The sequence below is a fragment of the Pantoea sp. YR525 genome, assembly GCF_900116775.1.
Classification (GTDB): domain Bacteria; phylum Pseudomonadota; class Gammaproteobacteria; order Enterobacterales; family Enterobacteriaceae; genus Pantoea; species Pantoea symbiotica.
Window position 1 is genome coordinate 157,928 of record NZ_FPBU01000005.1, and the last position, 12,531, is coordinate 170,458.

Sequence of the window (12,531 nt, forward strand, 5' to 3'; positions counted from 1 at the left end):
TGTGGCGCTTTTTAACACGCCAGCAAAGTGGCACTCTGCATTTCTGGTCCTGACTGATAAAGGAATTGAGGAATGTCGCAACACAGCAATGCTTACGGACAACCGGTAGGATTTCCGCTGCCAGATTGGCAACCCCGCGCCTGGCCGAACTATGAAACCTTCACCGGTGACTATTGCCGCCTGGAACCGCTGAGTGCCGAGCGCCATGGCCGCGAACTTTATGCTGCCTATGCGCTGGCTGCAGATGGGCGTGACTGGACCTATATGTTCGCCGAACCTTTTGCCGATGAAGCAGCCTATGTTGCCTATGCGCGCAAGCTGGAAAATGGGCGCGATCCCCTGCATTTCGCGGTGATCGATCCGGTTAGCAATCGCGCGGTCGGCAGCCTGGCGTTGATGCGCATTGATGCGACAAACGGATCGGTGGAGATCGGCCACGTTGCCTTCTCGCCGCTGCTGAAGCAAACGCGTATGGCCACCGAAGCGCACTATCTGTTGATGCGCTACGCCTTTGAGCAGCTGGGCTATCGTCGCTACGAGTGGAAGTGTGACAGCTGCAATCAGCCATCACGCAACGCGGCGCTGCGTTTAGGGTTTCAGTTTGAAGGCACCTTCCGGCAGGCGATTGTCTATAAAGGCCGCAGCCGTGATACCTGCTGGTTCTCGATTATCGACAGCGACTGGCCGCAGGTGAAACAAGGCTTCGAACGCTGGCTGGCGGCAGAGAACTTTACGACGAAAGGGGCGCAACGCGAAAAACTGGAGGCGCTACGTCAGAGGTGATTTAAGCCGGGCTTACAGCCCGGTTAGTTCATGAACATATATTTTGCGGTGGCAGGAATCATGGTGCAGACGATTGCCATCAGTATTCCTTTAAGCCATTGAGAATCTTTTTTTAGGGCCGTGAAGTTTTGGTCCATACGCTGATCCATTGCACCTAAGCGAATATCCAGTTTCTCGAACCTCTCGTCGATTTTCTCGAATCTCTCATCGATTTTCTCGAAGTGCTTATAAATCGTCTGAAATTGACCCGTTACATCTTTCTCAAAATGGTCAAATCGCTGTTCAAGATTATCAAGACGATTATTGGTAGCGTGCTGCATACGCACCACACCTTCCATGGCCTGCGACAGATCGATTTTAGTCAGCGAGTTTTCTTGCTGCATTTCAGCAAAGATCTCGACCATTACTTCAGCTTGCTTATCCGCCACGCCGGCCTGTTGCAGCGCCAGATAGGCTTTATGGGTGTTTATCATCGTCATTCTCATCCTTGTCTCTCCCGGTTAGCTCCTTTGCTGAGGAGAAGGTTATCCCGGTTGTGAGGGTTACTCTATTTGAGTGTGCAAACTTTGCGCGACGCCTCGAAAAAAATCAATCCGTACAACGAGTAACACGTTCAGCCAATAAAAAAGGCCTGCACGCAGGCAGGCCTTGAACTCCAGCTGTATTCGCTTAACTTTGCGGCTGCGGAATTATTTTTATATCCACCATGCCGATCCCCAGTTTGCGCGGATCCTGGCCGATGATATTGCCGACATTCGACTCTTGCGGCTCCGGTGGCGCAATAATCAAATTACGGCTGCCGGTTGGATTGGTGAAATGCAGCGTGATGGTGGAGAACTCATCTCCCAAATTCAATTGCTGCTCTTGATCGCCAACGCGCACGGGAATTGGACGATGCGCATTCGGACCGAACGCTCGCGCGGTGATCACCACATCAAAGCGTTCAGGCAGCGGATCGGTGTACTCAATATTCACTTCCGGTGCCAGATTGGCATTCGACCAGCGTCCCCACTCTTCCGGACGTGATATCCCTTTAAAACTCTTCACGCTGTTTGGCGCGCCGGGCACCGTTAACAGGAAGCTGTCGGCGTTGTAGCGAATCGCATTGTCTTCGATGCGTATTTGCTGCTCGTTGAGCTGGAAGGTTGCCGCATTGACTTCTGCTTTCGGGAAGCGGACTTTACCTTTCCACTGCGGTTTATCGATGCGGGTTACGCTGGGTTTGGCGCCCATTTGTCCCATCGACACGCACAAATCGTTCGACAGCGCCAACTCTGGCTGCCACAGGCGCGCCATCTTAAAGCAGCGATCGACCCAAACGAACTTGTCGGCGGCAGCAAAACTCGCCAGCTGATAACGCAGCGGTTCGGAGTATTCCCCTTCCGGCAGCGGTTCAACATGTTTGTCGGAGACGCGGAACAGAATCGGTAATTTGAAGGTCGCGCCAGAGAAGCTGAAAGTGTTTTTCTGTTGATCGACGGTGAAGCTGTCCATCTTGCTGGGGAAATTCCACAGCTGAATAATGTCCGCTTTCCACGATGTGACGCGCTTTGCCATGTCGTCGAACTCGGTTGACAGCGATTTCGAAGAGAGGCCGCTGCGACCAAGCCCAATCGCGTTATCCCCGCCGAGAATATCCAGCACCGTGGCGCCGTTATCCAACGTGCTGCGTTTGCCATTGAGCACTTCCGCCTGTGGCTGATCGCCACGAATCACCATAAACAGGTCATGGCGCGGCTGCTTGATCAGGTATTGATGCGCAGTGTTGTTCATCGCCAGATGATCGGAAGTCACCACGATGATGGTGTTTTTAAACCACGGTGAGGCTTTGATGCGTTCAATCAGACGCGCCACATGCTCCTGTGAACAGGCGACCGCGCTAAAGGATTGGTTGGGTTTGCCATCATAGCTGTAGCTTTTGCGCTGGCAGCTGCGCGAGATAAAACCATCCGGATGATGGGTGTCGACGGTGAGCGTGAACAATGCGAAGCGTTTTTGCGCGCGCGACAGCTCCTCGTATTTCTCAAACACCTCGTCCATCACCGTGTCATCGTAGTAGCCCCAGTTATTACGATAGCTGGGATCGGCGACGCGACTCTTCAGCTCCTGCGAGCCATACATATTGGCCGCATCAAAACCATGCGACAGCAGGAAAGTGTCTTTACCGGCGAAGCGTAAATCTGCGCCCTGAATAAACCAGTTCTCGTAACCAGAGTTCTTCAGGATGTCGCCCAGACAAATGTTCTGGGGATAGAAGCTGGAGAGCGAAGCCGAGGCATTGCCATCAAAAGGCGCAAACAGCGGGATGCCGCACTGTGAAGCCACCATGCCGGCGATGGTGTAATCGGTGCCGGGGAGCTGTTCGGTTTGGCTGAAATCGATGCTGTTATCTTTTTCCCGGCTGAGTTCCGGGGCCAGACCGGGAAATGCCTGTTGATCGAAATAGGTCCGTTCAAGACTTTCGCCATAAATGTAGACCAGATTGAGCCTGGGCTCGGCGATCACCTTATTAGGCGTTTTGTAATAGCTTTCGAAATCCGAATCGGCGAGACGCGAATGTGAGGCGATAAGCTCTTTCACCTGGCGAAACGCAGGCGTGGTTTGTACCGAACCTGCGGCACAGGCAATCGCCAGTAAACTCCAGCCGAGGTGATGCGGCCGCTTACGGCGGCGAAGTAACCACGAAAGCAGGCAAAATAGCGAGAACAGCGCGATGATCAGTCCGATGGCCGGCACCACATATTTGCTCACGCCCGCGCCGGTCAGGCTGTTGGTCAGGGTATACAGCACCGCGTCATTAATGCCATCGCCGGTAAAATAGTTGCTGGCGACCAGCGTGATGTTAAGCACGATAAACAGCGTGAGCAGCAGCAGGATCAGACTAAACCAAAATTTATTTCGCCCGGCTTTAGAGGAGTAGACCGCAATCGCAGCCAAAAAGAGTACAACCGAAACCAATTCGGACAACGTTAGATCCTCATGTTGAATGAATACGCAATCCTTGCGCCAACGACCCTCTGCGGGGATTTTGCGTCAATCTATATTGGGTGTCACAAGGCTGCAACACATCCAACCAGATTTGTGCGATGCATTCCGATTCGTTTAAGGCGGGTTAAGGCTGACTGTGGTTTCGCCTGGCAGCAACGGATGCGCTGCTGCCAGTGAGGGCAGAGAAGGGGGATTAGAGTTTTCCAGTGAGGTATTGCGCTTCGCCGTCGGCAAAGCTCCAGTCGCCTTTACTGTTGGTGATAAAACTAATCATCAAATCAGTGCCCTGAACGCCACAATTTTCCAGCAGCTCGCGCGCTAACTCTGCCATAAATAGGCACTTCTGTTCTTCACTTCTCGGGCTGGTATACACGCGCACCATCACCAGATTGTCGGTTCGCTCAAAGCCTAAGCCGGTGTCCTGAAAGACCATCTGATAACCTTTGTTTTCATGAACAATCTGATAACGATCGCGGGCCGGGACTTTAAATGCGGTTAACACCGCGCGATGTGCGGCATCCAGCAATGTGCGTATTTCTGATTCTGAACGGCCCTGAATAACGTCGAATGTCAGTAACGGCATAAATAAACCCTCGTTTTTGCTCACATGAAAAGAGTAGGATGTGGCTCTATGCTGCCGCTTGCTGCAGGAAAGAAAAAGCGCGCTGGTTGAAATGATTATTTATTATTTTGAACAATCGATATGAAAGAAATTAAAACAGATAGCCTTTGGGTCCATTTGCACTGGTTAACCGTGCTGGCTGAGCTCGGCAGTTTTACGCGCGCGGCGGAACGATTAGACGTCAGCAAAGCGGCAATGAGTCAGAAGATTAAAGAGCTGGAAAAGATGGCGGGTGTGGCGTTAGTGCAGCGCACCACGCGCAGCGTGCGGCTGACCTCTGCCGGTGAAAAGCTGGTGGATGAGCTGCGCGATCCCTTTGCGCGTATCGCACAGAGCTTTTTCAGCGTACGTGATGAAGCGGGTCCGGTGCGTGGCATGGTGCGCGTGACTGCGCCGGTGGCGTTTGCGCGTCAGCAGCTGGTGCCGATCATCGGCGATTTCTTGCGCGACTATCCGCAGGTGCGTTTGCAGCTGGACGTCACCGATCGTCTGGTGTCGCTCGGCAGTGAAGGATTTGATCTGGCGATTCGCCACAGCGATAGCCTGCCGGAAACACATGTTGCGTTGCCGCTGTGTGAAACCCGCGCGTTGCTGGTGGCGTCGCCGGCGTATCTGGCGCAGAACGGTTTGCCGGATTCACCTCAGGCGTTGCAGCAGCACAATTGTCTTTATTACCCGCGCGGACTCGAGTCGCCGCAGTGGCGCTTTCGATTAGCGGACGGCGGCAGCGAAACCGTGCAGGTAAAGATTCAGGGTAATTTTGCCACCAACAACAGCGAGTCGATCCGTGATGCTGCATTGCAGGGGTTGGGCATTGCGATGCTGCCGGACTTCAGCGCCAGCGCGGCATTAGCCAGCGGCACGCTGCAGCAGGTGCTGCCGCAGTGGCAAGCGGTGGATGCCTTCGCCGATCGGTTGTGGGTGGTACGCCCGTATGCTGCACAGGTGCCACGGGCGGTGACCACCTTTATCCATTGGTTACGCGCGCGCTTTGTTGATGGGTGAAGCCAGCGCGATTGGCGCAGGCGTTTGCATCATCTGGCCCAACAAACTGCTGCGGTTGTAATGGCCGAGCCGCAGGTTGAAGTCGAGATGCAGCTGCTCATTGCCGCTGAGTTTAATCACCGGCGGTGGCGTGAGTGGACGCTGGTGAAACAGCACCGCGTGGGCAAACGCCTCGCTTTTCCAGCCGCTTAAACGCTGATAGTAATAGGCGTTGGCCTCGCATTTACGCAGGTAGAGATTCACCCGGCGATGTTCGCGCATGGCGATCTGCTGCGCCAGTGAACCTAATTGCTGCTCCGGCTGCGCAATCTTCTGCGTTAGCAGGGAATAATCATCGCGCTTGGTCAATTCACTGAAGTAATTCTGTTCGCCGAGATGTTTGATCGGCGCGTAATGTTTTTGCCATTCGCGGATAAAGGGATTATTGGCGGTCGCCGCCAGGAACCAGCTCTCAATCACCGGCGCGAGATAGTTGACGGTGGCGTTTTCGTGATAATAACCAATCACATCCATACAACGTTCCTGATGCGCGCGATGCACCCAGGAGAGATCTTCAAATAATAAGGTGCTGCAATCAATGGCAATGCCGCCATAGCGCAGCAGTAATTCCAGGCGAATCACTTCGCTTCTTTGCTGGGCGGTTAATTGGGTCGAGGTGAATATAAAATCCGGTAAAACTTCTTTTACCGTTAAACGATTTAATAAATGGATTTCATGGTCGGGATTATCCTGACGAATCTTTTTAATATTTAATGCCAGTGATTTCGGTAAATATTCATTATCCCAATACATCCAGACTTTCTTTGGAATCTCTGGCAGATCTTTTTCGCCAGAAAGTAACACGATATTGTCCTCTTCGCTGGGATCGTATTCCGGCGCACAGAGCGCAGTATGCTGTTTTTTCTGCAGGAAAGTCTGGCTGGTAAAAGCGAGTCTTTTCCAGTTATGCCAGAGGGTTAACGCTGGCTGAAGGCGTTTTTTATTCATGATGCACCTGATTATTGTGATTATGGTGGCAAGGCGTCCCTGATCGCGGCGCTGAGCGCTCTTGATTGTCCTTTAGGCTGTGTGTAAAAAAAGTACTCTCCTATGCTTAATAAAACATTCTGTGCGATGCGGCTATCACTTTTTGATCCTTTCAGATAAACCGGAAAATCAAGGATCCGTTAAGCTTTAAATTAACGATAATTAATCGCGTGAATTGTTGGTTATTCTATTTTATCGCATTAAGACTATTCCTAATAAAATAAGCAGGGCGTGGCGTAAGTCGCGGGTGAGATTAAAAAGTGCGCGTGAGATCACTTGTTAACCTGGCTGCATTTTTCGCTGGTCTGCCGGGAAAATCTCACCCTGAGTGAGGGTTAGCTACGCTTAAAGCAGGTGATCAACAAAAGGAGACACTATGCAGCGACACAACCGTGGATTACTGGCGGTCGATAAGCAGGGCAATCGCGTGCTGTTTCTCAATCCCGAAACCTTTGCCGTTGAGCAAGAGTTAAATGCTTTTCCGCCGCGTCCACACGAGCTTCTGATGCTGCCGCAACTGGAGAAAGCTTACGTGCCGATCTACGGCGACGGCATTCACGGCGACAATCCGCATCCTGGCCATAAAGTGGCGATCATCGATCTGCGCCTGCGGCAGATCAGCGGTTTTATCGATCTGTCGCCATTAAAAGCACCGCACAGCGGCCAGTTAGGACGTGACGGCAAAGTTTATCTCTGCTGTGAAAACAGCGCGGTGGTGGCAGTGATTGATCCGGTTAGCGATCGCGTGGAAAAAACCATTCAGCTGCCTTCGCACAATGCGCACCGACTCACTTTATCGCCCAGCGGTCGCAAGCTGTTTACCGAAAATGAAGAGGACGCCAGCATTACCGTGGTGGATTTGTGTGAGGCGGAAGGGCGGATTATCGACAACATCCTGATGCCCGGCCCAATTTCTGGCATCGCCGCTTCGCCTAAACATCCTTATCTGGTGGCGAGCGCCGCCGATGCGCCGATGCTGTATGTGGTGGATCGGCAAAGTCATCGCATCCGCCTGCGCCTGAGGTTACCGGGCCATCAGCAACCCTGTCAGGTAGTGCGTTTCAGTGCCAACGGCGAGCGGTTGGTGGCGATTGGCGATCAGGAGCCGGTGGTAACGCTGTTTGACGATCTGCTCAATCCGCTCGGCGATATTCAGGTTGGCAATAAGCCGATGGATGGCTGCTTCAGTGAGGATAATAGCAGCTTGCTGATTGCGAATGAGGGCGACGGTTCGCTCAGCCTGATTGATTTGCAGCAGATGAAGGTGATTGCCACGCCGCAAGCCGGTACCGGTTGTGAGGTGCTGAGCTACTTTCAGCTCAAACCTTAAATAAACGGGCGATGATAAATCGCACTGCTCCAGTGGCGGCTGCTGGCATGTTTTTCGGCCTGCCAGCCGCGCTTGCGTAACTCACGCGCAATCAGCTTGTTCATGATGCCGTGACCGACCAATAACACCGTGCCTTGCTGCGACAGCGTCACCAGTTTATCTGCCGCAAGACGGGCGCGTTGACGCGCATGCTGCACCGATTCGACATGGCCGCTATAGCCGCACAGCCATAACAGGCGTAGTAGCGCCAGCCAGACGTTGAGCGGCAGATGCAAACGCTCAAACGGCAAAGTCGGTATTGCCACTTCGCTAAAAACCTCATCCACCGCGTGCGGCTGCAGACCCAGGCGTGTTAACGACGAACGGGCGCGCGGCAGCGGGCTGGTGGCGATCACACTCGCGAGGCGCGCAATGGTTAGACTGCGCGGCGGCGGGGAGTCGCAAATATCAGCCTGATCGTAACCTTCACACCAGTCGGCTAATGCCCGCGCCGAGAAGCGCCCATTGACCGGATGATCGGGTTTACCGTGTCGCATAAGAATAATGGTCATAGCGCTCCTGAGTGGTATTGCTCCAGTGTAATGCAGAGGTTGAGTAAGTCGCGCATCCATGACGGGATTTAAGAGTATTGCCTGTTTGTCATTAAACCTTAACTGAACTGTGCGAAAAACAGCGCGATGAAGATTCAAACTCCGCTGTTAAATGGTAAGCAATAATCGTCAATTACACGGTAATCAGACATTTCTTGCTTACGCGCATTAGATGTAATGTCATGATTTGACGCCATTTTTGCCTTGTTTTCATGAGTTATAGTGAAGTTTATCTAATAAATTTCTCTATTATCACTTGATTTATCTACGCGCGTAGATAGACTATCTCCATAGTGATAACTCACGGTGCCAGAGACGAAGTTGGCCTTGAGATGACCCAGTTACATTTGCCTCACTAATGCGATCGATGAAAATTACATCGGCGGGAACAGGCGAAGAAGCGGATTCCAACACCAGGGAATTCATTACTGATTTTTCATCCAGGTTTGCCTACTGAACGTCGCCACCGGGGAGTTCCGCTTGTTGCAAGGGAACTGACCCACGGAAGGGCGTTTGCTGTTTTTACCTCTTTCAGGGAATGGGTTATGACGGTTTCGCAACAAAGCTCACTAACATCCTCCTCAGCTGCCGACGCGCGGTTTGAAACATCCTCCGGCCGCAAAGATTTCTGGCGCGCCACGTTCTCCTGCTGGCTTGGCACCGCGATGGAATATGCGGATTTTGCGCTGTATGGCCTCGCCGCCGGCATTATCTTTGGTGACGTCTTCTTCCCCGAAGCCACGCCTGCTATCGCCTTGCTCTCGAGTTTTGCCACCTGGTCGGTGGGCTTTATTGCTCGCCCGATTGGTGCCTTGCTGTTCGGCTGGATTGGCGATCGCAAGGGACGCAAAACGGTAATGATCTCAACCATCATTCTGATGGGCGCCTCCACAACACTCATTGGTTTGATTCCTTCCTATGCCAGCATTGGCGTCTGGGCTCCCGCATGTCTGGTGCTGCTGCGCTTTACCCAGGGTTTGGGGGCGGGCGCTGAGTTGTCCGGCGGAACGGTGATGCTGGGCGAATATGCACCGGTTGAACGTCGCGGTTTGGTTTCGTCGGTGATTGCGCTGGGCTCAAACAGCGGCACGCTGATTGCGTCGCTGGTATGGCTGGCGGTGATCCAGATGGACAAAGAGAGTTTGCTGGCGTGGGGCTGGCGTATTCCGTTCCTCAGCAGCGTGCTGATTGCGGTGGTGGCGTTGTGGATTCGTCGCAACCTGCGTGAAACGCCGGTGTTTGAACGGCAGCAGGCGGAATTGCAGGCCGAACGTAACGCCACGCTGGCGCAGGCGAAAGAAGAAGTGGATACGCGCAGCTTCTGGCGCCGCACCCGCGCCTTCTGGACCATGGTCGGTTTACGCATCGGTGAAAACGGCCCTTCTTATCTGGCGCAGGGCTTTATTGTCGGTTATGTCGCCAAAGTACTGATGCTCGACAAATCGGTGCCCACCACGGCGGTATTCATCGCGTCCTTACTTGGCTTCCTGATTATTCCGTTTGCCGGTTGGCTGTCGGATCGCTTTGGTCGCCGCATTACTTATCGCTGCTTCTGCTTATTGTTGATGTTCTACGCCTGGCCTGCCTTTAGCCTGATGGACAGCCGCGATCCGGCGATTGTGATGGCGGTGATCGTGGTCGGTATGGCGCTGGCATCGCTGGGTATTTTCGGCGTGCAGGCGGCGTGGGGCGTCGAGATGTTTGGCGTGAAGCGTCGTTACACCAAGATGGCGGTAGCGAAAGAGCTGGGGTCTATCCTTTCAGGAGGCACCGCGCCATTAGTGGCGGCGGCGCTGCTGTCGTTTACCGGACACTGGTGGCCGATTGCGGTTTACTTCACGGCGATGGCCAGCATCGGTTTTCTCACCACTTTCGTGGCGCCGGAAACGCGCGGGCGCGATCTCAATCTGCCGGAAGATGCCATCTGACCAGCAGGATCGCGTAAACCATCATCACCATTGGCCGGAGATTCCGGTCAATGGCATTTACGCAGGGGCAAAGGAATGGCGAAATCTCCAACCGGAAACGTAACGCGCACGGACGTGGCAAAAATCGCCGGCACCTCGGTGGCGGTGGTCAGTTACGTGATCAATAACGGCCCGCGACCGGTGGCAGAAGCCACGCGTCAGCGCGTGCTGGAAGCGATCAAACAGACCGGCTATCGCCCTAATGCGGTGGCGCGCGCGCTGGCTTCGGGCAGCACCAAAACCTTTGGTTTAGTGGTGCCGAACATCGGTAATCCCTTTGTTGCTTCGATGGCGCACATGCTGTTGCAGGAGTCGATGAATCACGGCCACGTCATGTTGTTGGGTGATGCCGGTGACGATCGCAAACGCGAGCTGGAGATTATTCAGGGTCTGTTAAATCGTCAGGTTGATGGCCTGTTTTACAACAGCGTCGATCGCCATCCCTACATTGATGTGATTCAGGCCAGCGGTACGCCGCTGGTAATGCTGGATCGCATTGAGCCACGTCCAGGCGTCAGCATGCTGCGCGTTAATGAACGCGAAGCGGCGTGCCAGGTGACGGCGCATCTGCTCAGTCACGGTTATCAGCAGGTGGGCATGATCAGCGGCCCGTTGGACATGCTTAACGCGCAGGATCGTATTCAGGGCTGGCGCGATGCGCTGGCGCAGAAAGGATTGCTGGCGGATGAGGCGATGATTTTTCCGGCCAGCTACACGCGGCAGGGCGGTTATGACGCCGCGCAGCGCATGGTAGCCAGCGGTCGTGTGCCGCGCGCGCTGTTTACCAGTAATGAAGGCCAGGCGATTGGCTGCATTCGTGCGCTGTCGGAGCATGGACTGCGCGTGCCGCAGGATGTCGCGCTGGTGTGTTTTAACGGAACCGATCAGTCGGCGTTTCATGTGCCGACGCTCACCACCGTCCGTCAGCCGCTGCGTGATATGGCGCGCAGTGCGATTGCCATGCTCAAGAATTGGGATGGCGATGCGAAGCTGGCGGAATTCCCTCACCATTTAGAAATCGGTGAGTCCTGTGGCTGCCAGCTTACTCAACAACAATAAAACTATAACACTATGAAAAGATTGATTATCGATTGTGATCCGGGAAACGGTATAGCGGGCGCCAACACCGACGACGGCCTTGCGCTGGCGTTAGCATTGGCTTCGAAGTCGCTGTCGCTGGAACTGATTACCACCGTCACCGGCAACACGCCGAGCGCGGTCGGTGCGCAGGTCGCCAAAGATCTGCTGCAGCGATTGGGACGTAACATTCCGGTGGTGCAGGGCGCGTTGCAGGCGCTGCGCGAAGATCCTGCGCCGTGGCGTGCGCGTCTTGATCACGTAGCCGATGAAAAGCTCGGTGAACTGTGGCGCGGCGTGCGTCAGCCGCAGCGCATTCCGGCGGATGGGCATGACGCGGCTGGCGTAATGGGCCAACTGATTTGTGACAATCCAGGCGAGTTTACGCTGGTGGCGATCGGCCCGCTGACCAACGTGGCGCTGGCGCTGCAGCGTTATCCGGCCATGGCGGAATCGGTGGCAGAGATTGTGATTATGGGCGGCGTGTTCGCGCTGGATGATTACATCAAAGACACCAATTTTGGCCTGGATCCGGAAGCGGCGCATCAGGTACTGCACAGCGGCGCGACCATCACGCTGGTACCGATGGACGCCACCACGCAAACCTTGATGACGCAGCAGGATCTCACGCGACTTACCGCTAACGATCATCCGTTGCCACAGTTTGTGCGCGAGACGTTACGTCCGTGGATCGATTATTCGATTCGCACCCGCCATTTGCCCGGCTGCTGGATTCATGATGCGCTGGTGGTGGCATGGTTGCTGAATCAGCGTGTCGCCGACGGCGTGGATTATCATGTGGATATTGAGCTGCGTCCCGGTGCCACGCGTGGCAAAAGCTGGCGTTATCGCACGCCGCTGCGTCTGGATATCGGCGTGCCGCCGCAGACCGGCGCATTGGTGCATGTGATTCAAACCGTCAATAACGCGCTGCTGCTGGAGATGATCGAAAAGGCGTTTAATCAGTTGTAACGTCCGTCACTGTAGGGTCGTCATTTATGGCGACCTTCCTCTTCAACATGACACGCTTTTTTACACCGCGAATCACTCGCTGACAATTCCCGCCACAGCCCGCCTTTCTGACATGCTATATACAAATAGTTAACATAATAGTAACTCGTGAAATTATTCGCGCGGTAACTT

Annotated in this window: 11 protein-coding genes; 6 read left to right on the forward strand and 5 right to left on the reverse strand. The window is 54.1% G+C overall.

The features are described from left to right. Positions 1-72 precede the first annotated feature (72 nt). Positions 73-783 carry a GNAT family N-acetyltransferase gene (locus BM323_RS11950; RefSeq protein ID WP_008107744.1) on the forward strand — a complete coding sequence of 237 codons (711 nt, stop codon included), beginning with the start codon at positions 73-75 and terminating at the stop codon, positions 781-783. Positions 784-806: 23 nt separating this feature from the next. Here the strand turns inward: BM323_RS11950 and BM323_RS11955 are convergent, their stop codons facing one another. The 3 genes from BM323_RS11955 to BM323_RS11965 form a co-directional block, all read right to left on the reverse strand. Further along, positions 807-1,262, reverse strand: a complete 456-nt coding sequence (locus BM323_RS11955) for a hypothetical protein (protein ID WP_238541737.1) — start codon at positions 1,260-1,262, stop codon at positions 807-809. 190 nt (positions 1,263-1,452) lie between these two features. Beyond that, the gene (gene opgB / locus BM323_RS11960; protein WP_008107741.1) at positions 1,453-3,750 is read right to left on the reverse strand and encodes a phosphatidylglycerol--membrane-oligosaccharide glycerophosphotransferase; all 2,298 of its coding nucleotides are present in this window, start codon (positions 3,748-3,750) and stop codon (positions 1,453-1,455) included. 214 nt (positions 3,751-3,964) lie between these two features. Next, on the reverse strand, positions 3,965-4,354 hold the full coding sequence (locus tag BM323_RS11965) for a tautomerase family protein (RefSeq protein WP_008107739.1): 390 nt from the start codon (positions 4,352-4,354) through the stop codon (positions 3,965-3,967). 120 nt (positions 4,355-4,474) lie between these two features. Between BM323_RS11965 and BM323_RS11970 the strand changes: the two genes are divergently transcribed. Continuing rightward, positions 4,475-5,398 (forward strand): LysR family transcriptional regulator, encoded by a 924-nt coding sequence (locus tag BM323_RS11970; RefSeq protein WP_008107738.1) that lies wholly within the window; start codon positions 4,475-4,477, stop codon positions 5,396-5,398. Here BM323_RS11970 and BM323_RS11975 read toward each other — a convergent pair. Then, entirely contained in the window at positions 5,372-6,385 is a 1,014-nt protein-coding gene (locus tag BM323_RS11975) for a glycosyltransferase family 32 protein (RefSeq protein WP_008107736.1), read from the reverse strand. The genes BM323_RS11970 and BM323_RS11975 overlap by 27 nt on opposite strands. Before the next feature lie 415 nt (positions 6,386-6,800). Between BM323_RS11975 and BM323_RS11980 the strand changes: the two genes are divergently transcribed. Continuing rightward, positions 6,801-7,754: a YncE family protein gene (locus BM323_RS11980; protein WP_008107734.1), complete on the forward strand. Its 954-nt coding sequence runs from the start codon at positions 6,801-6,803 to the stop codon at positions 7,752-7,754. On the opposite strand, the gene BM323_RS11985 is transcribed toward BM323_RS11980, so the two are convergent. Next, entirely contained in the window at positions 7,751-8,305 is a 555-nt protein-coding gene (locus BM323_RS11985; RefSeq protein ID WP_008107732.1) for a histidine phosphatase family protein, read from the reverse strand. The two genes, BM323_RS11980 and BM323_RS11985, sit on opposite strands and share 4 nt — an antisense overlap. Positions 8,306-8,889: 584 nt before the next feature. Here BM323_RS11985 and BM323_RS11990 point away from each other — a divergent pair. The 3 genes from BM323_RS11990 to BM323_RS12000 all read left to right on the forward strand — a co-directional run bounded on the left by BM323_RS11990 (position 8,890) and on the right by BM323_RS12000 (position 12,360). Continuing rightward, positions 8,890-10,272 carry an MFS transporter gene (locus BM323_RS11990; RefSeq protein ID WP_091003759.1) on the forward strand — a complete coding sequence of 461 codons (1,383 nt, stop codon included), beginning with the start codon at positions 8,890-8,892 and terminating at the stop codon, positions 10,270-10,272. Between the two features lie 75 nt (positions 10,273-10,347). Further along, positions 10,348-11,370, forward strand: a complete 1,023-nt coding sequence (locus BM323_RS11995) for a LacI family DNA-binding transcriptional regulator (protein WP_008107730.1) — start codon at positions 10,348-10,350, stop codon at positions 11,368-11,370. Between the two features lie 12 nt (positions 11,371-11,382). Beyond that, positions 11,383-12,360 (forward strand): nucleoside hydrolase, encoded by a 978-nt coding sequence (locus tag BM323_RS12000; protein WP_008107729.1) that lies wholly within the window; start codon positions 11,383-11,385, stop codon positions 12,358-12,360. Positions 12,361-12,531 lie beyond the last annotated feature (171 nt).